Annotated in this window: 27 protein-coding genes; 14 read left to right on the forward strand and 13 right to left on the reverse strand. The window is 62.5% G+C overall.

The genetic code is table 11. From position 1 onward, the window contains the following. Positions 1–11 precede the first annotated feature (11 nt). Genes RHP75_RS01865 through RHP75_RS01875 form a run of 3 tightly spaced genes read right to left on the reverse strand, consistent with a single transcriptional unit; the run spans position 12 to position 2,734 of the window. The gene (locus RHP75_RS01865) at positions 12–1,418 is read right to left on the reverse strand and encodes an FAD-binding oxidoreductase (RefSeq protein WP_311090213.1); all 1,407 of its coding nucleotides are present in this window, start codon (positions 1,416–1,418) and stop codon (positions 12–14) included. Positions 1,419–1,471: 53 nt separating this feature from the next. Continuing rightward, positions 1,472–2,293, reverse strand: a complete 822-nt coding sequence (locus RHP75_RS01870; RefSeq protein WP_311090214.1) for a helix-turn-helix domain-containing protein — start codon at positions 2,291–2,293, stop codon at positions 1,472–1,474. 45 nt (positions 2,294–2,338) lie between these two features. Continuing rightward, positions 2,339–2,734: a YkgJ family cysteine cluster protein gene (locus RHP75_RS01875; RefSeq protein ID WP_090254835.1), complete on the reverse strand. Its 396-nt coding sequence runs from the start codon at positions 2,732–2,734 to the stop codon at positions 2,339–2,341. Positions 2,735–2,986: 252 nt separating this feature from the next. Here RHP75_RS01875 and RHP75_RS01880 point away from each other — a divergent pair, with 252 nt between their 5' ends. The 7 genes from RHP75_RS01880 (at position 2,987) to RHP75_RS01910 (ending at position 12,374) form a co-directional block, all read left to right on the forward strand. Further along, the gene (locus tag RHP75_RS01880) at positions 2,987–6,574 is read left to right on the forward strand and encodes a DUF2339 domain-containing protein (RefSeq protein WP_311090215.1); all 3,588 of its coding nucleotides are present in this window, start codon (positions 2,987–2,989) and stop codon (positions 6,572–6,574) included. Further along, a complete protein-coding gene (locus tag RHP75_RS01885) occupies positions 6,571–7,929 on the forward strand; it encodes a DUF3999 domain-containing protein (RefSeq protein ID WP_311090216.1) in 1,359 nt (452 codons plus the stop codon). Before RHP75_RS01880 ends, RHP75_RS01885 begins: the two co-directional genes overlap by 4 nt. A 194-nt stretch (positions 7,930–8,123) precedes the next feature. Next, positions 8,124–9,767 (forward strand): histidine kinase N-terminal 7TM domain-containing protein, encoded by a 1,644-nt coding sequence (locus tag RHP75_RS01890; RefSeq protein ID WP_311090217.1) that lies wholly within the window; start codon positions 8,124–8,126, stop codon positions 9,765–9,767. Positions 9,768–9,859: 92 nt separating this feature from the next. Then, positions 9,860–10,867 carry a class 1 fructose-bisphosphatase gene (locus tag RHP75_RS01895; protein WP_311090218.1) on the forward strand — a complete coding sequence of 336 codons (1,008 nt, stop codon included), beginning with the start codon at positions 9,860–9,862 and terminating at the stop codon, positions 10,865–10,867. A gap of 3 nt (positions 10,868–10,870) precedes the next feature. After that, positions 10,871–11,488: a DUF924 family protein gene (locus tag RHP75_RS01900; RefSeq protein WP_311090219.1), complete on the forward strand. Its 618-nt coding sequence runs from the start codon at positions 10,871–10,873 to the stop codon at positions 11,486–11,488. Positions 11,489–11,556: 68 nt separating this feature from the next. Next, on the forward strand, positions 11,557–11,811 hold the full coding sequence (bamE, locus tag RHP75_RS01905) for an outer membrane protein assembly factor BamE (RefSeq protein ID WP_311090220.1): 255 nt from the start codon (positions 11,557–11,559) through the stop codon (positions 11,809–11,811). Then, positions 11,811–12,374, forward strand: a complete 564-nt coding sequence (locus RHP75_RS01910; protein ID WP_311091849.1) for a lipocalin family protein — start codon at positions 11,811–11,813, stop codon at positions 12,372–12,374. The genes bamE and RHP75_RS01910 overlap by 1 nt, the downstream gene beginning before the upstream one ends. 7 nt (positions 12,375–12,381) lie before the next feature. Here RHP75_RS01910 and RHP75_RS01915 read toward each other — a convergent pair whose 3' ends face one another. Further along, positions 12,382–12,774, reverse strand: coding sequence for a DUF2141 domain-containing protein (locus RHP75_RS01915; RefSeq protein WP_311090221.1), 393 nt, complete (start codon positions 12,772–12,774; stop codon positions 12,382–12,384). Positions 12,775–12,859: 85 nt separating this feature from the next. On the opposite strand from RHP75_RS01915, the gene RHP75_RS01920 reads away from it, so the two are divergent. The 4 genes from RHP75_RS01920 to RHP75_RS01935 are packed head-to-tail and all read left to right on the forward strand — an operon-like array spanning position 12,860 to position 16,362. After that, on the forward strand, positions 12,860–13,777 hold the full coding sequence (locus RHP75_RS01920; RefSeq protein WP_311090222.1) for a dialkylrecorsinol condensing enzyme: 918 nt from the start codon (positions 12,860–12,862) through the stop codon (positions 13,775–13,777). A 19-nt stretch (positions 13,778–13,796) separates the two neighbouring features. Further along, positions 13,797–14,963 carry a beta-ketoacyl-ACP synthase III gene (locus tag RHP75_RS01925; RefSeq protein WP_311090223.1) on the forward strand — a complete coding sequence of 389 codons (1,167 nt, stop codon included), beginning with the start codon at positions 13,797–13,799 and terminating at the stop codon, positions 14,961–14,963. After that, positions 14,960–15,367 carry a hypothetical protein gene (locus RHP75_RS01930; RefSeq protein ID WP_160014827.1) on the forward strand — a complete coding sequence of 136 codons (408 nt, stop codon included), beginning with the start codon at positions 14,960–14,962 and terminating at the stop codon, positions 15,365–15,367. Before RHP75_RS01925 ends, RHP75_RS01930 begins: the two co-directional genes overlap by 4 nt. After that, entirely contained in the window at positions 15,364–16,362 is a 999-nt protein-coding gene (locus tag RHP75_RS01935) for a BtrH N-terminal domain-containing protein (protein ID WP_311090224.1), read from the forward strand. The genes RHP75_RS01930 and RHP75_RS01935 overlap by 4 nt, the downstream gene beginning before the upstream one ends. Positions 16,363–16,473: 111 nt before the next feature. Here RHP75_RS01935 and RHP75_RS01940 read toward each other — a convergent pair whose 3' ends face one another. Genes RHP75_RS01940 through RHP75_RS01965 form a run of 6 tightly spaced genes read right to left on the reverse strand, consistent with a single transcriptional unit; the run spans position 16,474 to position 20,868 of the window. Next, positions 16,474–17,031 carry a hypothetical protein gene (locus tag RHP75_RS01940; protein ID WP_311090225.1) on the reverse strand — a complete coding sequence of 186 codons (558 nt, stop codon included), beginning with the start codon at positions 17,029–17,031 and terminating at the stop codon, positions 16,474–16,476. Further along, positions 17,022–18,146 (reverse strand): beta-ketoacyl synthase N-terminal-like domain-containing protein, encoded by a 1,125-nt coding sequence (locus RHP75_RS01945; RefSeq protein WP_311090226.1) that lies wholly within the window; start codon positions 18,144–18,146, stop codon positions 17,022–17,024. Before RHP75_RS01945 ends, RHP75_RS01940 begins: the two co-directional genes overlap by 10 nt. Then, positions 18,143–18,409 (reverse strand): acyl carrier protein, encoded by a 267-nt coding sequence (locus tag RHP75_RS01950; protein WP_233685417.1) that lies wholly within the window; start codon positions 18,407–18,409, stop codon positions 18,143–18,145. Before RHP75_RS01950 ends, RHP75_RS01945 begins: the two co-directional genes overlap by 4 nt. Beyond that, positions 18,391–19,566 (reverse strand): ABC transporter permease, encoded by a 1,176-nt coding sequence (locus RHP75_RS01955; RefSeq protein WP_311090227.1) that lies wholly within the window; start codon positions 19,564–19,566, stop codon positions 18,391–18,393. Before RHP75_RS01955 ends, RHP75_RS01950 begins: the two co-directional genes overlap by 19 nt. Positions 19,567–19,583: 17 nt before the next feature. Next, a complete protein-coding gene (locus tag RHP75_RS01960; RefSeq protein ID WP_311090228.1) occupies positions 19,584–20,468 on the reverse strand; it encodes an ABC transporter ATP-binding protein in 885 nt (294 codons plus the stop codon). Beyond that, a complete protein-coding gene (locus tag RHP75_RS01965; RefSeq protein WP_257779089.1) occupies positions 20,461–20,868 on the reverse strand; it encodes a beta-hydroxyacyl-ACP dehydratase in 408 nt (135 codons plus the stop codon). The genes RHP75_RS01960 and RHP75_RS01965 overlap by 8 nt, the downstream gene beginning before the upstream one ends. Positions 20,869–20,970: 102 nt before the next feature. Here RHP75_RS01965 and RHP75_RS01970 point away from each other — a divergent pair, with 102 nt between their 5' ends. After that, positions 20,971–21,525, forward strand: a complete 555-nt coding sequence (locus tag RHP75_RS01970) for an isoprenylcysteine carboxylmethyltransferase family protein (RefSeq protein WP_311090229.1) — start codon at positions 20,971–20,973, stop codon at positions 21,523–21,525. 15 nt (positions 21,526–21,540) lie between these two features. Here the strand turns inward: RHP75_RS01970 and RHP75_RS01975 are convergent, their stop codons facing one another. Beyond that, positions 21,541–21,975 (reverse strand): hypothetical protein, encoded by a 435-nt coding sequence (locus tag RHP75_RS01975; protein ID WP_311090230.1) that lies wholly within the window; start codon positions 21,973–21,975, stop codon positions 21,541–21,543. Between the two features lie 123 nt (positions 21,976–22,098). Here RHP75_RS01975 and pip point away from each other — a divergent pair, with 123 nt between their 5' ends. Together pip and dtd are read left to right on the forward strand one after the other, a co-directional pair. Further along, a complete protein-coding gene (gene pip, locus RHP75_RS01980; RefSeq protein WP_311090231.1) occupies positions 22,099–23,070 on the forward strand; it encodes a prolyl aminopeptidase in 972 nt (323 codons plus the stop codon). Continuing rightward, on the forward strand, positions 23,067–23,504 hold the full coding sequence (gene dtd, locus RHP75_RS01985) for a D-aminoacyl-tRNA deacylase (protein WP_311090232.1): 438 nt from the start codon (positions 23,067–23,069) through the stop codon (positions 23,502–23,504). Before pip ends, dtd begins: the two co-directional genes overlap by 4 nt. Before the next feature lie 7 nt (positions 23,505–23,511). On the opposite strand, the gene RHP75_RS01990 is transcribed toward dtd, so the two are convergent. Next, positions 23,512–24,099 carry a 2-hydroxychromene-2-carboxylate isomerase gene (locus tag RHP75_RS01990; protein ID WP_311090233.1) on the reverse strand — a complete coding sequence of 196 codons (588 nt, stop codon included), beginning with the start codon at positions 24,097–24,099 and terminating at the stop codon, positions 23,512–23,514. A gap of 46 nt (positions 24,100–24,145) precedes the next feature. Beyond that, positions 24,146–24,874, reverse strand: coding sequence for an SDR family oxidoreductase (locus RHP75_RS01995; RefSeq protein WP_311090234.1), 729 nt, complete (start codon positions 24,872–24,874; stop codon positions 24,146–24,148). Positions 24,875–24,894 lie beyond the last annotated feature (20 nt).

The raw sequence follows: 24,894 nt of genomic DNA on the forward strand, positions 1-24,894 counted from the left end.
GAAACTCTCCGTTAACGCATGAATTTTTCCATGGTGCCGGCCAGGCTGCTGGCCAGCTGGCGCCGCCAGGGCGCGCTGTCTGGGTTGGCCAGTACGCGGTCCTCATGCACAAAGCTCTGGATGATCGCGTTGTAGCCGAGCCAGCGCAGCGGTTCCGGCTCCCAGCGCGGCAGGCGGTTGATCGGCTGGTCGCCGAGCACCCAGGGCTGGCGGGTTAGCTCGCTCTGCTGGTCGAGAATCAGGTCGGCCAGAGTGCGCCCGCCGAGGTTGCTGGCGCCCACGCCTTCGCCGCCATAACCGCCGGATAAGGCGATGCCGTTGCTGCGGTCCACCAGCATGTGCGGGCGAAAGCGCCGCGCCATGCCCAGGTTGCCGCCCCAGGCATGGGTGATGCGTACCTGCTTGAGCTGCGGGAACAGCTCGCCAAACAGATAGCGGCGCAGGTCGCGCTCGTCCTCGCTGAGGTTGAAATCGGTGCGCAGGCGGCCACCAAAGCGGTAACCACCACGGGCGCCGAATACCAAACGGTCGTCGGTGCTGCGCTGGCCGTAGGTCACCTGGCGGCTGTTCTCGCTGAAGGCCTGACCGCGCTCCAGGCCAATGTCGGCCCAAACTTCCTTGGGCAGTGGCTCGGTGGCCACCAGCAGGCTCTGTACCGGCAGCTGATGGTTGCCTAGCGGCGGCAGGCTGGCGGCGTAACCTTCCACGGCCGGGACTATCCAGTCAGCGCGTACGCTGCCAGTGGCGGTGCGCACCAGGCCGGTTTGCCAGTCGGTCACCCGGCTCTGTTCATACAGCTCGACGCCCATGGCGGTAACGCAGCGCGCCAGGCCGCGCACCAGCTTGGCGGGTTGAATGGTGGCGCAGTGCGGGGTGTAGATGGCGCCAAAGGCGTTGGCCAGCTGTAGCTGTTTGCCCAGGTCGAAGGGCGTCAGCCAGCGGTAGTCGTTTTCATCCAGACCTAGGTCGCGTAGCTCGGCCAGGTGCTGGCGCAGGCTGGTCAGCTGCTCGGGGTAGCGCGCGGCGCAATACAGCACGCCGGCTTTGCGGTAATCGCAGGCGATCTGTTCACGCTGTAGCACGCTGGAGACTTCATCGGGAATGCCGTGCAGCAGGGCATAGGCGCTTTGGCGTGCGGCGCTGGGTTGGTCGGCGAGCAGGTTGTCCTGGCCGAGCAGGTTGCCCATCAGCCAGCCGCCGTTACGCCCGGAAGCGCCGAAGCCGGCAATCTCGCCTTCGAGGATGACGATGCGCAGGTGTGGCGCCTGGCGCTTGAGGTAATAGGCGGTCCACAGGCCGGTGTAGCCGGCGCCGATGATGGCCACATCGGCGTGCAGGTCTTCGGTCAGCGCGGGGCGGGCGGTCAGCGGTTCGGTCAGCTGATCCATCCACAGGCTGAGGGAGCGCCATGGGCTCATCGTCGATCTCCGGCAGTCAATCACTATGCGATGCGCAGAGACTAGGAGGTCGATCAGGGCTTGTCTTGTGTGCGTGCCCGCAAGGAAATTTGTTTGAGGTAGGCCTTGGGCGACAAGCCGGTGTGCCGGCGGAAGCAGCTGTAGAAGGCTGAGAGCGAATTGAAGCCGGCGGCGAAGGCCAGGTCATCGATACGCTGCAGGTCGTTGCCGGCTTCCAGCCCCGCCAGCAGGTGCTGCAGGCGCTTCTGGTTGATATAGCGGTAGAAGCTCTGGCCGAGCACCTGGTTGAGCAGGTGGGAGATCTGGTTGCGGCTGTAACCGGTGGCTGCGGCGACCTGCGGCAGACTGAGTTGCGGGTCGAGGTAAGCCTGGGCGCGCTGCATGTAGTCTTCCAGGTCCTGCGCGAGCAGGCCCAGCTGGCGGGCGCTGAGGCCGAGGCGACTAAGGGCTGGGCGGGAATCACTGGCGGCGGATAGCTCGCGCTCTTCGCGCATCAGCGTGGCGTATTCATGGATGCGCCAGATCAGCCCGTCGCGCACGGTAATCGCCTCGCCGGTGCGAAACGCCAGCAAGCCGCCACTGCCGTGCAGGCTGATGCGGTACTGGATAAACGCGGTATGACCGTCGATGCGGATGCGGTCGGTGTGTTCTAGGGCTTCACCGGGCTGGCGCGGCAGGTTGTTGCGCACATACTCGCGCAGCTCGGCAAAGCCCATGCAGCGCTGCTGAAAGAAATCGTGGTACTGGATATCCGGGTGATACAGCGCCATCACCGCGTCGAGGTCGCGGTCTTTCCAGCTGTAGTGATAGCGCATCACCGTGGCGCGGGTGCGCTCGGTCTGTTGGGCGTCATCGGGGAAGTCGGCGTTGTGCATGCCTGCCAGCTTGCCCGAGGCGTCGCGGCAGCTCAATGCTGTTGCTTAGCTCTTCGGCTTGTAGGCGCAGTAGCCGGGACGTGGGCCGATCTTCGGGTGGTTGCGGCAGGTGTCCGGACGCTTTTCGTAGATGGTGCACAGGCGAGTTTTACGATCGAGGTAATAGCAGTCGTTGTTGCTCATGCGGGTCAGGGTGAAGATGCCCGACTTCTGATGAAAGCGTTCGACGATGCCGTCTTTCTGCAGGCGCTTGGCGATGTTCTTCAGCGGCTCGCTGCGTTCGAACTCATCGACCACGCCAATGCGAATCAGGTCATTCAGGCGCGCTTCAACCGGCAGCGTGCAGCAGCTGGACATGCAGCTGTGGCACATATCAGCGGTGTATTTGGCCCAGGTTTCCAGGCGGTCGAGTTCGGCGGCGGCAATCAGGTTGTTTTTCATCGAGGCAGGCATGCATCAGTGGTTCGGCGCGCGATGATAGCGGCCTGGCGACGTTTGTGAATGACTATCTGCCGGCTGGTCATCATTTGTGCGGCAGCGTCGCTCCGAGTTTCTTGTTGTGCTGTGATGCGTGCGGCATTCGTCTCTCTGGGTATGCACCGGTCGGGCTCCTATACTGCTGCGCAGTGTGCGCCGGGTGCCGGGTGCTTGGCGACAGGATGTTCGGGTTTAGCTGATATAGGAACGCGCTGCATGCAATGGATCTTCATGCTGGTGGGGTTGGTGCTCGGGGCGTTGGCGGATGAGACGCTGACGGCGTCGCTACTGGGCGCTCTGATTGGTCTGGGCCTTGGTCAGGCGCTCAAACTGCAGGGTTTGGCGCGCGAGAATGCTGCGCTGACAGCGCAGCTCAAGGCCTTTTCGCAGCGCTTCGAGCAAGGCACTGCGGCGCTGTATGAGCGCTTGCTCAAGTTGGAGCAGAGTGTCGCGCCAGCTCCTGAGGCGCCGCCAGCGCCGCAGCCGGTCAACCCTGAAGCCGAACCTGCACCTGAACCTATCGTCAGTGCCCAAGCGGCCCAGCCTGAACTGGATTGGACCCTGGATTTTGTCCTGCCCGAGCCTGCTCCTGAGCCTGTCGCGCCTATGCAGGCGGCCGAACCCGCCGCCGCGCCGATCAAGCCGCCTCCCGCTAAGCCATGGAAACCTGCCGAACCGCGTCAGCCAACGCTGCTGGAGCGAGGCTTTACTGCGGCGAAGGACTGGCTGCTGGGCGGCAATACGGTGCTGCGCGTCGGTGTGGTGCTGTTGTTTCTCGGTCTGGCCTTCCTGCTGCGCTACGCCACCGAAGGTGTGGTAGTGCCGGTGGAATTTCGCTACGCCAGTGTCGCCGCCAGTGCGGTGGCCTTGCTCGGCCTCGGTTGGTGGTTGCGTCTGCGTAACCCGAACTATGCCTTGATGCTGCAAGGCACTGGCATCGCCGTGCTGTATCTGACGGTGTTTGCCGCGATGCGCTTACACCCGCTGTTGGATCCTGGCGTGGCGCTGGGTCTGCTAGTGCTGGTCACGGTTTTTTCGGCGATTCTGGCGGTCAAGCAGAATGCCCTGGGCCTTGCGGCTGCAGCGGCGTTGGGTGGTTTCGCCGCGCCGATCCTGACCAGCACGGGCAGCGGCAATCATGTGGCGTTGTTCAGCTATTTCGCCCTGCTCAATGCCGGGATCTTTGCCATCGCCTGGTTCAAGGCCTGGCGGCTGCTCAACCTGATCGGTTTTGTCGGCACCTTCGGCATCGGCTTCGCCTGGGGCATTCGCTCCTATAAGCCAGAGCTGCTGTGGAGCACCGAGCCGTTCCTGATTCTGTTCTTCCTGATGTATGTGGCCATCGGTCTGCTGTTTGCCCGGCGCAAGCTGCGCGAAGCCTTGGATGCGCCCGAGAATCCTGATGAATTACTGCGCTGGGCGGCACGCAAAGGCGACTACATCGACGCCACCGTGCTGTTCGGTCCGCCGCTGGTGGGTTTTGGCCTGCAGTTCGCATTGGTGCAGCACATCGAGTTTGCCGCAGCCTTCAGTGCGTTGGCGCTGGGGCTTTTCTATTTAGTGCTGGCGCGGCTGCTGGTCGGTCGCACCGGTGATCGTGCCGTGTTGCTGGTGGAGACCTGCCTTGCGTTGGGCGTAGTGTTCGGCAGTTTGGCAATTCCCTTGGGCCTTGATGCGCGCTGGACTTCGGCCGCCTGGGCGGTGGAAGGCGCGGGCATCTTCTGGCTCGGCCTGCGCCAGCAACGCAGTCTGGCACGGGCATTCGCCCTGCTGCTGCAGGTGGGGGCGGCGCTGGCGTTTGTCATCGGCATGCGTGGCGGTGAACTGACCCTGCTGGACGGCGCGCCGCTGGGTGCGCTGATGCTCGGGGTGGCTTTGCTGTTCAGCTACTGGCAGTTGCGCCAGAACACTGAGCACGCCAGCAGCTGGGAGGTTAGCGGGCTGCCGCTGCTGGCCTGTGCTGGACTGGCCTTTCTCTATCTGATTGCACCACTGCTGTTTGCCTCCCAGGGCACGGCGATCAGCTGGGCGCTGGCCGGTCTGCTGACGTTGTGGCTGGGCTTGCGCCTGCAGGCACGCAGCTTTCTGTTCAGCGCCTTTGCCGTGCAATTGCTCGGCGGTGTGGTGTTTATGCTGGACATGGCCGGCAATGCGGCCACTGGTATGGGCGGCTTCTCTGCCGGCTGGCAGGGCTTGCTGACCTCGTCCTTGATCGGTTTCGGGCTGATCGCTGGCATGCTGCTGGCCGCGCGTGATCCGCAGGTGGGTAACGACCGTCGTCTGCTGCGCGGGCTGTCCGTGGTGCTGCTGGTGGGTCTTGTGTTCCTCAATCTGGCGGTGCTGTTCGTCCTGCCGTGGGCCACGGCGAGCGCGGTGTGGGGCGGCAGCGGTCTGCTGATCATCTGGCTCAGTCTGCACTTGCAGCAGCGCGCCAGCTTTATCTTCGGTCTGCTGTTGCAGGTGCTGGCAGGGCTGGTGTTCCTTGCGGTCAGCCCGCTGCTGTTTGGGCAGCTGTCGGCCGAGGGTATTCGACCACTGGCTCACGTGGATTTCTGGACGCCGTTGGTGCTCGGTGTGGCCGCGCTGGTTGGCGCTTGGCGTTTGCAGCAGCTGGCGCGGCGCGAAGCGCCCGGTGCGCTGGGTAATGTCAGCTTGCTGGGCCTGGCGCAACTGCTGCTGGTGTGGGGCGCAGCCTGGTGGGCAGTGGCGTTGAGCAGCGAAGTGCTGCGCTTTGTGATGCCTGAGTGGCAGAGCAGTGCCTTGCTTGTGGTGTTGGCGGCCAGCGTGGCCCTGGCGGCATTCCTCGCGCCGCGTACACGCTGGGCCGAACTGGCGCTGCTGTGCTGCCTGCTGACGCCGCTGGCCGGTGTGGTGCTGCTGCACGCCTGGCACCTGCACTATCACCCGGCTGCGCAGTTCGGCTGGCTGGCCTGGGCGCTGCTGTTTGCCGTGCACTTCTGGGCGTTGCGGCGTCTGGCACCACAGTTGCCGGCAGGGGCGCTGAGCGCCGCCCATGTGCTGGGCTGCTGGTTGTTGCTGGGCGTGCTGGCGCTGGAGTTGCGCTACCTGCTGTTGGCGCTGTCGGAGCATTACAACGCCTGGCGTTGGCTGGGCTGGGCGCTGCTGCCGTGTGCCTACCTCTGGCTGATGGCGCTGCCGCGTCGCTGGCCTTGGCCGGTTGCCGCTTATCCGCGCGAATACCGCGTGTTGGCGGCGGCGCCGCTGGCGCTGTTGATGCTCGGCTGGTTCTGGCTGGCCAATGTGGTCAGCGCTGGGGAGGCTGAACCGCTCGCCTATCTGCCGCTGCTCAATCCGCTGGAGCTGGGCCTGCTGTTTGCCCTTGGCGCGGTATTCGCCTGGGCGCGCCTGGGTCTGGCCGAGCTGGGTGTCGAGAGTCTGCGCAGTCAGTGGCTGATTCAGGGCGTGGCGGGCGCCTCGCTGTTCGCGTTGCTGACTGCCATGGTGATGCGCACCGCCCATCATTGGGGCGGCGTGCCTTATCAGCTGGATGCTCTGCTTGATTCGATGCTGGTGCAGGCGGGTCTGTCGATTGTCTGGACACTGATCGCGCTGCCGTTGATGGTCCTCGGCAATCGCCTTGGGCGTCGCGAGCTGTGGCTGATCGGTGCGGCGCTGATCGCGCTGGTGGTGGCCAAGCTGTTCTTTGTCGAGCTGGGTAATCGCGGTGGCCTGGAGCGCATCGTGTCGTTTATCGGGGTGGGTGTATTGCTGTTGGTGGTGGGCTATTTTGCGCCCTTGCCAGCACGCAAAGCGGATGCGGATCAGCCGCAGGAGCCAGCATGATCAGTCGTTTAATCAGCACTATGGTGCTCAGCCTGCTGTGCAGCACGTCAGCCTTGGCGCAAGAGCCGCCCGCTGACTATGCCGTGCAACTGCCGCTGAGCCTCAGTGGCGAAGGCCCCTGGTATCGCCTGGATGTGCCGATGGCGCTGCATTTCGCTGCGCGCTATGGCGATTTGCGTGACCTGCGGGTGTTTAACGCCGAAGGTCAGGCGCTTGCTTACGCCCTGGTGGCAGGGCAGGGCGAGTCGCGCGACAGCCAGCAGGAGCAGGTGGTGAAGTGGTTTCCGCTGTACGCCGAACAGGGCGACAGCGCGGCCTCGCCAAGTTTGCGGGTACAGCGCAGTACCAGCGGCACCTTGATCGAGCTGCTTGATGAGCCCGATGCAGCCGCCAAGCCGGCGCTGCTGCGCGGCTGGCTGCTGGATGCCAGCGCATTGGATGAGCCGCTGGTGCGTCTGCAGCTGGACTGGAGCAGCGGCCAGGATGGTTTTCAGCGTTTCAGCATCGAGGCCAGTGATGACCTGCAAAGCTGGCGCTCCTGGGGCAGCGGCCAGTTGGCACGTCTGTCGTTCGATGGCGAGCGTATCGAGCAACGCCAGATCGAGCTGCCAGGGCTTAAGGCGCGCTATGTGCGTCTGCTCTGGCAAAGCCCGCAACAGGCGCCGCAATTGACTGCTGCCAGCTTGCGCAGCCAGCGCAGTGACAGCATGCCGGCGCCGCTGGTGTGGTCGCAGCCGCTGGCGGCGACGCGCAGCCCGGATGGCGAATATCAGTGGCAGTTGCCCTTGGCCTTGCCCCTGGAGCGTCTGCATGTCGAACTCAGTCAGGCTAATAGCCTGGCGCCGATTCGCGTTAGCGGTCGCCATGAAGCCAAGGGCGCTTGGCAATCACTGGCGCAGGGCCTGCTCTACCGGTTGCCAGAAAATGGTGCGGAAATCCGTCAGGACGAATTGCCCTTGCCGGGTTGGCTGGTGCAGCAGTTGCGTCTGAAGGTGGATGAGCGTGGCGGCGGCTTGGGTGCCGAGCCGCCGCTGATCAAGGTCGCGGTGCGCGCCACCCAGCTGGTGTTTCTCCAGCGCGGTAGTCCGCCCTATCGGTTGGCGCTGGGGCGCAGTGGGGCCGAATCGGCAGCCCTGCCGCTGACGACCCTGATTCCTGGCTATCAGCCGCAGCGTCTGCAGCAACTGGGCATTGCCGAAGCGCAGTTGCAGGCTGAAAAACTGGCGCAGCAAGAACAGGCTGTGGTTAGCCAAGGTGATTGGAAACGCTGGGGTTTGTGGCTGGTGTTGTTGCTTGGGGTTGGTTTGTTGGCGCTGATGGCGGTCAGTCTGTTGCGTAGGCCGAAAACTGAATAGAGCCGGTCAACAGAAATAAAGCCCAGCTACCTAACGATTTTTGCAGTATGGTTGGCATCTTCAATTGATTGGCGTTTGAGGTCAGGAAGGCCCTTGCGTATTTCTACAGCGCCCCGTTTTTGGGTGGTTCTTGTGCGTTTGCCCTGCTCGCTCGGCAAGCACGCACGGTCGTTTTCCTTGGCGGTGCCCTCCCGATGAATGCCTGCGGTAATTCCGGCTGGGCGCTCAGCGGCCCGGTGATTCTCACCTGTCTGGTCTGTATCGGGGTACTGCTGCTGGCCCGCTGGGTTACGCGGCAGCGCTATTTCCCTGGGCGCGAAAGCTTTATCGTGCTGCACTTGGCGAGCCTCTGGTGGATGATTGCTGCCAGCCTGGAAATGGCCGCGCAAGGCCCACAGTGCAAGGTGTTCTGGGCCACCATGGCCTGGCCGGGGATTCTGGTGGTGCCCACCTTCTGGGCGGTCTTCCTTTGGCAATACGTCAACAGCGTGCGTCAACCGCTGCCGCTGCGCAGCACCCTGGGGTTGGCCGTGGTGCCGTTACTGATCTGGCTGATGGCCCTGAGTAACCCCTGGCACGGCCTGTTCTATGGCGCGGGTACGGCGCCACTGAGCGATGAGCCAGGCGCGCCGATTCGCTATCAGCACGGGCCGCTGTTCTACGCCGCCGCTGCTTACGTTTATCTGTTTATGGCCTTCTGCATGGGTGTAGTGCTGCGCGCGGCCATCGTCAGTTATGGCGTGCATCGGCGCCATTACCTGGCGTTTGTCTTCGTCACGGCAGTGCCCTGGGTTGCCAATATCAGTTACGTGGTGTTTGGCTGGATGCTCTTTGGCTTCGATCCGACGCCGTTCAGTTTTGCCTTTACCTTGGTGGCGTTTGCCTGGCTGATTGTCGGTGTGCGCCTGTTTGACCTGCTGCCGGTGGCCCGCCATCTGCTGCTGGATGCCCTGATAGATCCGGTGCTGGTAGTTGATGCACAGTTGCGCGTGATTGAAGCCAACCCGGCGGCATTGAAGCTCGCCAATCTGCGCAGTGGTTGGCAAGGGCGGCAGCTGGCCGACTGGCCGATTCTCGGCGCGGATTTGCAGCAGCTGCTGAGCCAGCAGGTTCAGGGCGAACATGAGCGCCTGCTGACCCTGGCCAACTCGGCGCGGTATTTCGAGGTGCGTATTCGCGCCATTGAGCGCGTGACTCATCGCGGCACGCTGATGCTGGGGCAGATGCTCTACCTGCGTGATGTCACTCAGCGCCACCTCAGCGAACTGAAGCTGGCCGAAGCCCTGGCCTTGAGTGAAGAGCGCTTGCGCACCATCACCAACCTGCATGAGCAACTGCAGGAACAGGCGCTGTGTGATCCGCTGACCGGGCTCTACAACCGGCGTTATCTGGATGAATTCTTTGCCCGTGAGCTGGCCGTGGCGCAGCGCGAGCGCACACCGATTTCCCTGGCACTGATCGACCTGGATCACTTCAAACGGCTCAACGACGAGCACGGCCACCTTGAAGGCGACGATGTGCTCAAGGGCGTGGCCCAGCACCTGCTGGAGAACCTTCGCAGCTCCGATGCGGTGTTCCGTATTGGTGGCGAAGAGTTTCTGCTGATCCTGCCGCGCGCCGATGCCCATGAAGCGCGTGCGCGCCTGGAAACCATCTGCCGTGACTTGGCCGCACACCCACTACCGACCCGTGGCGGCGCACGATACGTCACCCTGTCCGCCGGCCTTGCACTGTGGCCTGAACAGGGTCTGGTGCTCGATGAACTGCTGCAGGTGGCCGATGCCGCGCTGTATCAAGCCAAGCATGCGGGGCGTAACAGGGTCTGCAGTCTGGCCTGATGGTCCGGTAACTCCTTCCATCCAGTGCTAAAGCGCTTTCCCCGCTAAAAGGGTAAACTGCGCGCGATTTTTCTTCCTTCCCGGAGCCATCCATGTCCCGCGTTACCCTCAGCCGCTACCTGATCGAGCAGACCCGCAGCAACAATACCCCGGCCGATCTGCGTTTTCTTATCGAAGTGGTCGCGCGGGCCTGCAAGGAAATCAGCCATCAGGTATCCAAAGGTGCACTGGGCGGCGTGCTGGGCAGCATGGGCACCGAGAACGTGCAGGGCGAGGTGCAGAAGAAGCTCGACGTGATTTCCAACGAAATCCTGCTGGAAGCCAACGAGTGGGGCGGTCACCTGGCCGGTATGGCGTCGGAAGAAATGGACAACGCCTACCAGATTCCCGGCAAGTACCCGAAAGGTGCCTACCTGCTGGTATTCGACCCGCTGGACGGTTCTAGCAACATCGACGTCAACGTTTCGGTCGGCACTATCTTCTCGGTGCTGCGTTGTCCGGACCGCAATGGTGCCGAGGGTGACCTGGGTGAAGAAGCCTTCCTGCAGCCGGGCACCGAGCAGGTAGCTGCCGGTTACGCGATCTATGGCCCGCAGACCATGCTGCTGCTGACCCTTGGTGATGGCGTTAAAGGCTTTACCCTAGACCGTGAGCTGGGCAGCTTTGTGCTGACCCACGACAACATCAAGGTGCCGGAGTCGACCAAGGAATTCGCCATCAACATGTCCAACCAGCGCCACTGGGAGGCGCCGGTACAGCGCTATGTCAGCGAGTTGCTGGCGGGCGAAGAAGGCCCGCTGGGCAAGAATTACAACATGCGTTGGATTGCCTCGATGGTGGCCGACGTGCATCGCATCCTCACCCGTGGTGGCGTGTTCATGTACCCGCGCGACAGCCGTGAGCCGGAGAAGCCGGGCAAGCTGCGCCTGATGTACGAAGCCAACCCGATGTCGATGATCATCGAGCAGGCCGGCGGCGTGGCCACCAACGGCACCCAGCGCATTCTCGATATTCAGCCGACGTCCCTGCACCAGCGCGTCGCAGTCTTCCTGGGTTCCAAGGAAGAAGTGCTGCGTATCAGCGCCTATCACCGCGAGTAAGCGATGAGCGCGCCCTGGCAGCCGTTACTCGACTGGTGGTTTGGTGCGGTCGGCTGTGGTACTGGCATGACGGCTGCCCAAGTGGCAGCCAGCCGTACTGGGCTGTGGTTCGGCAAGCAAGATCGTCAGGATGATCAGGCCCGTGAGCAGTTTGGCGCGCTGGTCGAGCAGGCTCTGGGCAACCAGCTGCAAGACTGGCAGCGCGAGCCTGAAGGCTGGCTGGCAAACCTGCTGTTGCTCGATCAGCTGCCGCGCATGGTCTTTCGTGATACGCCGCGCGCCTTTGCCGGCGACCGGCTGGCGCGCCCGCTGGCTTTGCATGGCCTGGCGCAAGGCTGGGATCAGGCATTGCCGCCGATCCAGCGGGTGTTTGCCTACCTGGTGCTGGAGCATGCCGAAGACCTGCAGCTGCAGAATCAGTCCGTGCAGCTTTTTCAGGCATTGCTTGAGCAGGCTGCAAGCGCCGAGCGCGAGCTGTTTGCCGGCTATCTGGATTATGCCGAGCGCCATCAGCGAGTAATCGCGCGCTTTGGCCGCTTTCCCCATCGCAATCAGATACTCGGGCGCGCTTCCAGCGCTGAGGAATCTGCCTTTCTGCTGGAACCTGGCTCGCGCTTCTAGCATCCAAGCAGGCAAGCTCGGTATTGCTATGCCAAGCTGGTCTTGGTTCTTTCCTCAGGAGTTTCCCCATGTCTCTGCGTGTCGTCGCACTACTCGCCGGTTGCCTGTTGCTGGCCGCCTGCAACAAGATCAATCAGGACAATTACGCCCAGCTCAAGGCGGGCATGAGCAAGGATGAGGTCGAGAGCCTGCTGGGCAAACCAGGCGAGTGCGCTGGCGCGCTGGGCATGTCCAGCTGCACCTGGGGCGATGAACAGCGCTTTATCAGCGTTCAGTACGCCGGCGACAAGGTCATGATGTTCTCCGGCAAGGGCTTGAAGTGATGCGCCTGCTGGCGGTGTTGGCCGCAGCGGCGCTGCTGGTGGGGTGTGCCAATTCCGGTACGGGCGTGGTGCCGCCGAAGACTGTCGAGCAGGTCGATCTGCAGCGTTATCAAGGCACTTGGTACGAGCAGGCACGCTTACCGATGTTCTTTCAGCGCAATTGTGCGCAGTCCGAGGCGCTTTATGAGCTGCAGGAAGGCGGTACGCTTGGCGTGACCAATCGCTGCCGTACTTACGATGGCGATATGCAACAGGTGCAGGGTCAGGCCGTGGTGCAGGTGCCGGGTGAAACCAGCAAGCTCTGGGTACGTTTCGACAACTGGGCCAGCAGCCTGCTGCCAGGGTTGACCAAGGGCGAATACTGGGTGCTGTATCTGGATGACGACTACCAGGCTGCACTGGTCGGCCATCCCAATCGCAAGTACCTCTGGTTGCTGACCCGTGATCAGGACGCCAGCACGAAACACCTGGCGACGCTGCTAGAAGAAGCACGCAGTCGTGGTTATGACACCCGTGAGCTGATCTGGCGCCGCACGGCTGCCGAGATGGCTCTGCAGCGTTAACTGCGGCTTATTTCTTGGCTTTCGGGCTTTGCAGGCGGATATGCAGTTGAGTGTCCGCCGTACTGTGTTCGAATTGACTGTCACGCGGTGAGGGTTTGCCGTTGACCAGTGGCGGGTTGGTCGAGAAACCCACCGGCTCCAGCGGGATGCCGCGTCGGCCCTGGTCGAGCTGGCCGTTGCCATTGCGGTCCTGGTACAGCTGAATGGCATAGCGCCCAGGCGGTAGATCGACCAGGCGCAGCTGGCCATCGTCATTTTGTTGCTGACGCAGCGGTTGTTCGGGCCAGCGTTTCTGCTCGCCGCTCACCAGCGCCGCATGTACGGCTCCCGTGGCTTGTATGCCCTCTACTGTGACCAGGATGTCGCCAGCCTGGGCTGACGAGCCGACCAGTAGCAGCAAAAGGCCAGTCCGATAGCTGGCCTTCTTTACGGTTTGAAGAATTCTCTGTGGCATAATCCGGGCATTTCGCAGGAAGTGGCTGGCGATGCGTCAGGTCTTGATCGTTCATTTTTCGCAAACTGGCCAGCTAGACAGGTTGGCGCAGTCGGTATGCGAGCCTTTACAGCAATGCAGCGATATTCAGCTGGATTTTCTCCAGCTGCAACCCGCGCAACCTTACCCGTTTCCCTGGCCGTTTCTCGATTTTTTCCGGATTTTCCCGGAAACCGTGCTGATGCGTCCGCAGCCATTGCTGCCGTTGGCAGTGGATGCGAACAAGCGTTATGACTTGGTGATCCTCGCCTATCAGGTGTGGTTCCTCTCGCCCTCGCAGCCGATGACCGCGTTCCTTGCGTCCCCCGAGGCGGCGCAGTTGCTCAAGGGCACGCCGGTGGTGACGCTGATCGGTTGCCGCAATATGTGGCTGATGGCCCAGGAGAAGGTCAAGAACCGGCTCACTGAACTGGGCGCACGGCTGGTGGACAATATCGCCCTGACGGACGCTTGCGGCACGGCGGCGAGTTTTCTGGCGACGCCCTTGTGGTTGTTTACCGGGCGGCAGAAGCCCTACAGCTGGGTGCCTCGCGCCGGTATTGATGAGGCGGAAATGCTCGCCGCCAGCCGCTTTGGTGTGGCCATAGCCCAGCGTTTGACGGCCGATAACCTGCCAGTCGAATGCCCGATGCTCAGAGGGCTTGGTGCGGTACGAATTGATGAAAAGCTGATCGCCAGCGAGAGGGTCGGCAATCGCAGCTTCCAGTTATGGAGCCGCTTGCTGGCGGCGTTAGGCCCGCAGCAGAGTCGTCGGCGTGGCGCCGGGCTGGTGGTGTATATCGTCTTTCTGTTGTGCCTGATCGTCACCGTGGTGCCGCTCAGTGCTTTGCTTAAAAAGCTGTTGGCGCCGCTGTTAAAAGAGCGCACTCAGCGTGAGAAGGCTTACTTTGCCGGCCCGTCTGGCGAGTGAAGTGACCTGAGGAAGTCCCGTGGTACAACCTGTATTTATCAATCGCATTAGCGCCTTCCTGCCCCATGCGCCGGTCGACAACGAGCAGATGGAAGCACGCTTGGGCCTGGTCGGCGGCAAGCCTTCGCGCGCGCGCAAGCTGATCCTGCGCAGCAACGGCATTCAGCAGCGCCACTATGTCATCGACCCGCAGACTGGCGAGCCGAGCATGAGCAATGCCCAGGTCAGTGCGGCAGCGATTCGAGGTCTGCTCGGTGGTGATTTCCAGCTGGATGACCTCGATTGTCTGGTGGCCAGCAGCGCTTCGCCGGATCAGGTCATGCCTGGTCATGCGGTGATGGTGCAAGGCGAGCTGGGCAATCCGCCGTGCGAGGTGGTGTCCACCGCCGGTATCTGCCTGTGCGGCATGACCGCGCTGAAATACGCCTGGATGAGCGTGGCCAGTGGCGAAAGCCGTAACGCCGTAGCCTGCGGCTCGGAAGTCGCCTCGACCCTGATGCAGGCGAGCAATTTCAACGCCGAGTACGAAAGCCGCCTCGATGAGCTGGAAACCCACCCGGAAATTGCCTTCGAGAAGGACTTTCTACGCTGGATGCTCTCCGACGGCGCGGGTGCCGTGCTGCTCCAGGGCCAGCCGAACCGCACAGGCCTGAGCCTGCGCATCGACTGGATCGACATCTTCTCCTTTGCCGACCAGATGCCGCCGTGCATGTATGCCGGCGCGGAAATGGTCGACGGCCAGCTGCAGGGCTGGAGCCGCTATGACGGCGGCGAGCGCAACCGCCGCTCGCTGATGGCGATCAAGCAGGACGTCAAACTGCTCAACGACAACATCGTCAAATACACCGTGGAAGAGACGCTGAAGCGCATCATGGCGCGCCGCGAGCTGCAGGTTGATGCGGTGGATTATTTTCTCCCGCACTATTCCTCGGAGTTCTTCCGCGAGCGCCTGGCCGTGGGCCTGGCCAATTCGGGCTTGCCGATCCCGCAGGAGCGCTGGTTTACCAACCTGACCAGTAAAGGCAATACCGGCGCTGCGTCGATCTTTATCATGCTTGATGAGTTGTTCAATTCAGGTAGCCTGCGCAGCGGCCAGCGTTTGCTCTGCTATGTGCCGGAAAGTGGGCGCTTCTCCAGCGCCTTTATGCATCTGACAGTGGTTGGCCAGGACGGTGACAACACATGAAGCTTGATGAGGTTCCTCAGGACCACAGCTCCACTTACGGCGGCCATTGCAAGCTGGTTTATGCCGTGGATGCCAGCGGCCATTACCAGGGCGCGCAGAGCGATGGCTGGGAGCCGGAAGCTTTCGCCACTCAGCTGGCCGTAGCCGAACTGCAGGAGCAGGAAGCCGAGGCCGAAGCGGGCTGGCAGCGCGGCGAGCTGTCGCCGCTGAAGTGCCTGATGTACCGCTACCGCCTGGATGAGCCGGCGTTGGCGCAGATTACTGGGCTGTGGCAGTGGCGCATTCGTCGGCATTTCCGTCCGGCGATTTACCGCAAGCTGTCGGCAGCCATTCTGGCGCGTTATGCGGAGGCATTCGGCCTGCCCGTTGAGCAATTGATTTCTTATCAGAAGGGCATGGCATGAGCAGTTTTCAGCATCAACAGAGCGCCCACTGCGAAAGCGGGGTGATGGCCAGCCTGTTGACCCATGCCGGTTTGCCAATGAGCGAGCCGATGGCCTTCGGTCTGGCTTCGGGTCTGGCATTTGCCTACCTGCCGATCGTCAAGCTCAGCGGCATGCCGCTGATTGCCTACCGCATGCCGCCCAAGCACCTGATTAAGACCCTGAGCAAACGCCTCGGTGCGAAGCTGCATACCCGCACCTTTAGTGATCCCGAGCAGGGGCGCCGGGAGCTGGACGCCGCGCTGGACAGCGGGCGCCTGGCCGGGCTGCAAAGCTCGGTGTTCTGGCTGCCGTACTTTCCGCCGGAGATGCGCTTTCACTTCAACGCGCACAACCTGCTGGCCTATGGTCGTGAGGGCAATGACTACCTGATCAGCGATCCGGTGTTCGAAGAGCCGGTGCGCTGCGCCGCCGAAGACCTGCAGAAGGCCCGCTTTGCCAAGGGCGCATTGGCCGCCAAGGGCCTGATGTACTGGCTCGATGATGTGCCGCTGGAGCAGGACTGGAGCAAGCTGATTCGCCAGAGCGTGCTGTCCACCACGCGGATTCTCGATGGCATGCCGCTGCCATGGATCGGTATTCGCGGCATTCAGCATCTGGCGGGGCAGATCGACAAACTCGATCCGGCGCAAAGCAAATACAACCGCCTGTACCTGACCCACATCGTGCGTATGCAGGAAGAGATCGGCACTGGTGGTGCGGGGTTCCGCTTTATGTACGCGAGTTTTCTGCAGGAAGCCGGCGAGAAGCTGGGTGATGGCAACCTGCAGGACGCCTCGGCACAGCTGACTGCCATCGGCGACCACTGGCGCCAGTTCGCCTCGGCCTGCGTGCGCGCCAGCCGCAACAAGGGCGAGACACCAAACTTCGCCCCCATCGCCGACAGCCTGCGCAGCATTGCTCTACAAGAGCGCGGCTTGATGAAAGAACTGGCGGCCTGGAGCAAGCGCAAGTAGTGGCGTAGGGTGGATCGCGCTTTATCGTCCACCACCAAACGCCCGACAACCTAAGCCCTGCTGCGTTTCGTAGGATGGGTGATAACCCATCGGGTGGTGATGGGTTAAGGGCTACAGCTTGATTCGCTGTACCTCGGTGCCTGCGCTCAGTTCGCTAAAACTGTTGGCATAGGCGCCGGTTATCGCACCTTCCAGCAGCAGCGCCTGCACACAGAAATCTCCGCGCTCATCGCAAACCAGCAGCAATGCCTGCTCGATCAAGCCCTCCTGCAAATCCAGATTGGCCAGGGCCTGCAGCTGCCCCCAGACCTGCTCGCCTGCACCGATAAACAGATTCGGCCCGTCGATGTCCAGTTGCTGGGCGATATGAAAGCCGGCGGCGTTGCTCACGCTGTTCACAAACTCGAACGGCTTGGGCTGCTTGTACTGCACGCACACCGCCTCCAGCAGCGCGCCCATGGTGGCCCGCGCTGGGTGCATCGAGGCCAGGTACAGGCCGCAGTTGCTGCGCACCTGGCTTTTCAGCGGTGCGGCGGCCAGCAGGCATTGCAGAATCAGACGGTCAATACGCCGCGGCGGGTTATCCAGCCACTGGCTTAGCGCCGTTTTTAATTCTTTGTCGCTGATGCTGGCGAGGCCGTGGACTTCGCTGGCGGCTATTACCGGCATACGGTTTCCCCCGCGATGCAGCCTTGCAGAACCAAGCTTGCGTTATTGCCGCCAAAGCCGAAGAAGTTGGTCAGTAGCAGGCTGTCGGCCGCCAGGGTCTGCGGCTCTGCGCTGAATGGCAGCATGGCTTGGTTGGCGTAGCTCACAGCGGGCAGCGGGCCGCTCTGCAGGGCCTTGAGCAGTAGCAGGCTCTCACTTAAGCCGCAGGCGCCCAGGGTATGGCCGAGCCAGGGTTTAAGCAGGCTTAGGGCCGGCATCTGTTCGCCATATAGCAGGCGCATGCCGTTGCTTTCGGCTTCATCGTTGGCGCTGGTGGCGGTGCCGTGCAGTTTCACCAGGTCGATCTGCGCAGCCGCGCAGCCAGCGCTGCGCAGCGCCTGTTGCATGACCCAGTGAATATGGCTGCCATCTTCGCGGGTGGTGGTCAGGCTGCTGGTGTCGCAGGCGCTAAAGCCGCCGAGCAGCCTTGCAAGTGGTGCGTTACCCGGCTCGCTGCTGAGCAGCACGGCGGCATAGGCTTCGCCCAGCAGCAGACCGTCGCGTGCGGGGTGGAAGGGCCGATACTGGCCGCTGGGACTGGTCAGCATCAGCGCGCCGAAACCCTGCATGGCGATGGCGCTGGGCGTTTCGAAGCTCAGCACCAAGGCCCGCGCGTATTGGCCGGCGTTGATCAGCCGGGCGCCGTAGAGCAGGCCGTTGGCGGCGCTGGTGCAGGCGGTATTCAGGGTAAAGGCAGAGGCAAAACCCCAGCGCTGGCGCAGTTGGTTGGCGAGCAGATCCAGCGGCGTGGAATCTTCCGGGTGAAAGCCCTGCTGCTGGCGGGTCAGCGCTTCCAGTTCGCTGATATCCAGGCTGGTGCTGGCGACGATCAACAGGCAGTCGTCGAGTGCCTGGGGATTTGTGCCGAGGGTTTCGCTCAGCAGGCGATCCAGGCGCTCGTTCAGGTTTTCACCGGTTTTAGCGGCGTATAGATAATTGCGCGATTCATGCACTTCATGCAGCACAAAGGCTTCGCCCTGAGGCGGTTGGCCTGCCTGTAAAGCGCTGGCGGCGCTGGGCAGGTCATCACCCAGAGCGCAGTGCAGGGCGGCGCGTTGCAGATAGATCGGGGTCACTGCTGCTGCCTGATATAGGCGGCGATGCTGGCGATGCTGCCAAGGATACGCCGGCCGTCTTTCGCGCCCTCGATGCGCACACCGTAGTGCTGTTGCAGCGCCAGGGATACTTGCAGGGCGTCGAGGCTGTCCATGGCGATGCGGCTCTTGGCGCCGAACAGTGGTTCGTCATCGCTGATGCTCTGCCAGTCGATATCGTCTTCCTTGTCGCACTCGCGAATCAGCAGTTGTTTGAGTTGTTGTTCTAGTAGTGAGTGGTCCATTGCGTGCGCTGTACTCGTCGGGTGAACAGAAGCAGCCCGGCCATCCCGCACACCGCTGCAAACAGCAGCAGGCGCGCGCAGTAGGGGGCGATGTCGGCCAGTGAGCCGTGGCCCACCAGCAGGGTGAGAAAGGCGTCCAGCGCCCAGCTCATGGGGGAGATTTCCGCCAGTTGGGCCATGGCGGCGGGCATGACGCTTTTCGGCACCATGATCCCGCCAATCGCGGCCAGCAGGATATTGATGCCGCCGCCGAGCAGCAGTGCCTGTTCACTGCTACGCGCCAACGCGGCGAGCAACAGGCCCAGACTGCAGGTGGCCAGGGCCACGCTGATGGCCAGCAGCGGGTAGGCTGCGGCACTGCCCGGCAGGCTGAGGGCGGGCAGGCCAAGCAGCGGCAGCCCGTAGATGCCAATGCCGAGTAGCAGCGCGAACTGCAACAGGTTGATGGCGAAGTACGGCAGCAGCTTGCTCAACACCAGTGTGCCGAGGTTCAGCCCCAGGCAGCGCAGGCGCAGCAGGGTGCCGCTCTGCTGTTCGCGCTGAAAACCACCGGCCATGGGCAGCACGACGAAGAACATGCCGAAGATCAGCCAGGCCGGCACGCTCAGCTGGGTGGCATTGGCGCGACCGCTAAGGTCGCCGCTGGCCAGTTGCTCCTGCTCATCGATCTGGCTCTGGGTGCGCTGCTGCACCAGGTGCAGGCGCTCAGCCCGGCTGAGTTCAGCATCAACTACGCCGCTGTCTTCCAGATAGGCCAGCAGGCGGGTCTGCGCCAAGGCGATGCTCACCGCGCTGTGCAGGCGCTGGCGCGAGAGTTTGTCGAACTGTGCCGGGTAGCTCAGGCTCGGCCCCTGGTGCGGGCTGTCCAGCAAGGTAGCCGCGAAGTCCTCCGGCAGGCGCACCTGGGCCAGCGGCTCGTCGCTATGTGCGAGCAGCGTGCTGTCCGCCAGTTGCGCCTGCAAGGCATCGTGGAAGAACTGGCTGGCGTCGTCCTGCGGGGCTTGGATAATTAGGCGCAGTGCCGGTGGTTTGTCCTGCATATAGCTGGACATGGCCCCGGCCATCAGCAGTAGAAACAGAGTCGGCATGATAAACAGCACCGCCAGCGCATGGGGGTCGCGCAGCAGCAACAGCACTTCCTTGCGTGCCAATGCCACGAGCCCTGCCCAGAGCCTCATAACCGGCCCCCGTTAAGGCGCAGATAGAGCTGTTCCAGCGACGGGCGGCCGAAGCGCAGCAGGTTGGGCAGGCCATCCTGGGTGGCGACAAATTCGCTGATGGCCAGCAGCTGCTGGCTATTCAGTGCTGCGATACGCAGACCCTTGGGCAATACTTCGGCCGTTAGTTGCAGGCTCGCGAGCAGCTGGTTAAGGCCGGCAGGTGGCGCATCCGGCCATTCCAGCAGCAGGCCGTGGTCGTCGCCGAGCAGTTGGCGTTTGTCCAGGTCCAGGCGTACCTGGCCTTCATGCAGCAGCAGAATGCGCTGGGCCACCCGTTCGACCTCTTCGAGGTAGTGACTGGTGTAGATCACCGCCTTGCCGTCGGCAGTCAGCTGCTCCACGGCGGCCAGCAAGTGCTGACGACTCGCCGCATCGACGCCCACGGTGGCTTCATCGAACAGATAGAGGTCAGCCGGTTGCAGCAGGCCGATGGCAAAATTCAAACGCCGTTGCTCTCCGCCGGACAGTTGTTCGCTGCGCCGCGTCAGCTTGTCTTGCAGGGCGCAGATGTCGATGCATTGCTGCAGACGCTGGCGGCGCTCATTGCCGCGCAGGTGATACAGGTCGGCAAACAGTTCGAGGTTCTCGCCCACCTTGAGCCCGGCATAGAAGGCCAGTTGCTGCGGTACCAGACCGAGCCTGGGTTGACCCTCCCAGCGCAGCTTGCCCTGCTGCAGCGTCAGCACGCCGCTAAGCAGTGAGAGCAGGGTGGTCTTGCCGGCGCCGTTGCTGCCCAGCAAACCGAGGCATTCGCCCGCCTGCAGCTGCAGGTCGATACCCTGTAGCGCCGCGCGGTTGGCGCCTGGATAGTTGTGAACGACATTGCGCAGTTCAAGCATGAATCAGCACCAACAGCAGTTTGCCGTCGAGCAGCAGGTGTTCGTCGCTGTGGATACTGAAGGCATACAGCGCCCCGGCCGGGCTTAGCGCCTCCTGCTGGGCATTGACCTGCAGCGCGCCACTGCGCTGCCTTGGTTCATGGTGCAGCTGCAATTGCGAGAGCTTGCCAACCAGGGCCATTTCAATGGCACTGGCATCGCCGTATAAGGCACCATGCGCGGCGCACAACTGTGCGGCGGCTTCAAACAGTAGGCAAGGCGAGGCGTCGGGGCCAAAGCTCTCCAGGTAACGCCAGGCGCTCAGACCCTGGATGCTCAGTGGGTCATGCGCCAACAGGCCATCCAGCCAGAGGGCTGGGCCCTGGTGGGGCAGCAGGCTGTGCAGTTGAGTGCGATCCATTGCGGGCGGCCGAGGTAAACAGGCCGGCAGTGTAACAGAGGGGCTGCAGGTCGCGCAGCGCCTGGCTTTGACGGACTAGCGGGCGAGGTTGGAGAAGATTTTATGGCGTGGTTGCAGGGGGGGGCTTTCGGGCTGGGGACGCTGGTGCTGTTGGCGCTGTCCTGGCGTGCATTGCAGCGGCCAAAGTCCCATGGCTTCTATCGTTTTTTTGCCTGGGAGGCGATTCTCGGCTTGCTGGTGCTCAATGGCCCGGTCTGGTTTGTCGACCGCTTTGCTGCCCATCAGCTGGCGTCCTGGGCGTTGCTGTTTGCCTCTCTGCTGGTGCTGTTTCCCGGTCTCTACCAATTGCGCCGCATGGGCCGCCCGAATCAGCAGCGTCAGGATGCCGAATTGTTCGCCTTCGAACGCACTTCGCAGCTGGTGACCAGCGGCATCTTTCGCCTGATCCGTCACCCGCTGTATGCCTCGCTACTTTTATTAGCCTGGGGTGTGGCCTGCAAGCAGCCCAATGGCCTAAGCCTGGTTCTGGCGCTGCTGGCCAGCCTGGCACTCTGGCTGACCGCCAAGCGCGACGAAGCCGAGTGTAGGCAGCAGTTTGGCGAGGCGTATTGCGACTATATGCAGCGCAGCAAGATGTTTATCCCCTGGCTGTTTTAATCAGTAGCTTGGCTGTTATTGCCACTTCAGGCGCGCCAGCTTCCACTCTTCACCCTCCAGCCACCACTCCATCTCAACGATAAAGTGGCGGGCGCTGTCGGGGACCAGGCTTTCAGCGCCGACCAGGGCAACCTGGGCTTCGGTGAAACCTTTCTCGCGATAGGTTTCGTGGACGTAGCTGGCTTTGCTCAGGGCCAGCACTTCGACGTTCTTGTGGCGCATAAACAGCAGCAACATGGTGCGCTGCGCCCACTCACGGTCAAATTCGCCCTGGGCCGAGAACTGCGGGTGCAGCTGGTCAAGTACCGCGTTGTTCTTCTTCGCTTCCAGGTTGTCCTGCAGTTGTTGCACGGCTGCTTCCAGCGCGGCCTGCGGGTCATCCCGGGCGCCGCAGCCGGCGAGCAGGGTGCAAAACAGTAGGAAAGCTAAGGCAAATATCCGTGTTGGCATGCTGAACTCCTTTTTCATGGTTATGATGCCCGGCAGAGCTTAAAGCGGTTGCGCCCGTGGTTGTTCGGCGCGAGGCCTTCAACGTTACGCCGCGCATTATTCAGGTCAAGTCAGGAGCATGCCATGCAGACCTTGTATCCGGAGATTAAACCCTACGCCCGTCATGAGCTGGCGGTGCAGGCGCCGCACGTGCTGTATGTCGACGAGAGTGGTTCGCCGGATGGTTTGCCTGTGGTGTTTATTCATGGTGGCCCGGGCGCCGGCTGCGACGCGGCGAGCCGGCGCTATTTCGACCCCAACCTGTACCGTATTGTCACCTTTGATCAGCGTGGCTGCGGCCGTTCTACACCGCACGCCAGCCTGGAGAACAACACTACTCAAGCACTGATCGCTGACATGGAGCAGATCCGCGAGCACCTCGGCATAGACAAGTGGGTGCTGTTCGGCGGCTCATGGGGTTCGACCCTGGCGCTGGCTTATGCTCAGGCTCATCCGCAGCGCGTGCATGGGCTGATTCTGCGCGGCATCTTCCTGTGTCGCCCGCAGGAAATTCAGTGGTTTTACCAGGAAGGGGCGAGCCGCCTATTCCCCGATTACTGGGAAGATTACCTCGCGCCGATCCCTGCAGATGAGCGCGGTGATCTGGTACAGGCCTTCTACAAACGCCTGACCGGCCCGGATCAGATAGCCCAGATGCATGCTGCCAAAGCCTGGTCGACCTGGGAAGGGCGTACTGCCACCCTGCGCCCCAATCCTCAGGTGGTTGACCGTTTCAGTGACGCCCACCGCGCGCTGTCGATTGCCCGCATCGAATGCCATTACTTCGTCAATAACGCCTTCCTCGAAACCGATCAGCTGCTGCGCGACATGCCGAAGATTGCCCACTTGCCCGGGGTGATCGTACACGGCCGCTATGACGTGATCTGCCCGCTGGACAACGCCTGGGCGTTGCACCAGGCCTGGCCGAACAGCGAGCTGCAGATCATCCGCGATGCCGGCCATTCGGCTGCTGAAACCGGGATCACCGACGCGCTGGTGCGCGCCGCCGACGAACTGGCGCGGCGCCTACTCAACCTGTCTCCGGACGAAGCATGAAGGCACTGATTCAACGGGTGCGTGGCGCCCGAGTAGAAGTGGCGGGTGAGGTGGTTGGCGCAATTGATCAGGGCCTGCTGGCACTGGTGGGCGTCGAGCCGCAGGACACCCCAGCCAGTGTCGAGAAAATTCTGCACAAGCTGCTCAACTACCGCGTGTTCAGCGATGCCGCCGGCAAGATGAATCTGTCGCTCAGCGATAGTGGCGGCGGCCTGCTGCTGGTGTCGCAATTCACCCTGGCCGCCGACACCAAGAGCGGCCTGCGCCCAAGCTTTTCCAGTGCCGCACCACCGGCATTGGGCGCAGAGCTGTTCGACCTGCTGGTCGCCCAGGCACGCGGCAAACACCCGCAGGTCGCCACTGGCCAGTTCGGTGCCGATATGCAGGTGCATCTGGTCAATGACGGGCCGGTGACCTTTTTGCTGGAAAGCTAGCAGCCCGCTAACGCGCCAGGGCTTCGGCAACAAAGTCCAGGCGATCCTGGCCGAAGTGCATCTCCTGGCCGATGAAGAAGGTCGGTGCGCCAAACACGCCGCGCTTGATCGCTTCTTCAGTGGTGGCCTTGAGGCGTTCCTTCACCGCTTCATCGCTGACCAGTTGCTCAAACTCACTCAGGTCGAAACCCGCGCTGCTCAATACTTCTGCCACGACCTCAGGCTTGCTGAGGTTTTTCTGTTGCACCCACAGCGCTTCGAAGAGGGTTTTCACATAGTGCTCGAAGCGTTCGCTGCCCTGATAACCGGCTGCGCCGCGCATCAGAGTGAGGGTGTTGATCGGGAAATGCGGATTGAAGGCCATCGGCACGCCATAGCGGCTGGCAAAGCGTGCGAGGTCCCTGAGCATCCAGGCGCCCTTGCTTGGGATCATGACCGGCGACTGGTTGCCGGTGGCTTTGAATACGCCACCGAGCAACATCGGTCGCCAGATAAGCTGCGCGCCGGCTTCGCGGGCGATTCGCAGCACCTGGGTCCAGGCCAGGTAGCTGGCTGGGCTGCCGAAATCGAAAAAGAATTCCAGGGTTTTGCTCATTGCATGCTCCTTTGGGAGATTTTGTTATTGGGCGAGCGCGCAGTCGTTAGAACGTCTCAGACCATGGCCGCAGATCCAGCTCATGCACCCAGCAATCACGAGGCTGGCAATGGATCTGCCAGTAGGTGTCAGCGATGTGGTTGGGATTGAGAATACCGTCCTGATCCTTGAGCTGGTACAGCTGCGGAAAGGTGTCGCGGATAAACGCGGTATCGATGGCCCCGTCGATAATCGGGTGGGCGACATGAATGCCCTTGGGGCCGAGTTCGCGGGCCATGCTTTGAGCCAGCGCGCGCAAGGCGAACTTGGCGCTGGCGAAGGCAGAGAAATTTGCCCGGCCGCGCAAGGAAGCGGTGGCGCCGGTAAAGATGATCGTGCCCTGGCCACGCGGCAGCATCACTTTGGCGGCTTCACGGCCGGTGAGAAAACCGGCCAGCGCGGCCATTTCCCAAACCTTGCGGTAGACCCGCTCGGTGGTTTCGGTGATGGAAAACTGTACGTTGGCGCCGATATTGAACACCACCGCATGCAGCGGGCCGACCTCGCGTTCGATGGTGGCGAACAGCTCGACCACCTGCTCCTCGACCCGCGCATCGCAGCCAAAGGCGCGGGCAGTTCCGCCAGCCGCTTCGATCTCCGCCACCAATGGCACGAGTTTCTCGGCGTTGCGTCGTGCCACGCAGGCGACATAACCCTCGCGGGCGAAGCGTTTGGCGATGGCGCCGCCGGTGGCATCACCAGCGCCGACGACCAGAATTGTTTTGCGTTCGCTCATTGCTGTCTCCATCAGTTCTA

The organism is Pseudomonas sp. SG20056 (assembly GCF_031764535.1).
Taxonomy (GTDB): Bacteria; Pseudomonadota; Gammaproteobacteria; order Pseudomonadales; family Pseudomonadaceae; genus Aquipseudomonas.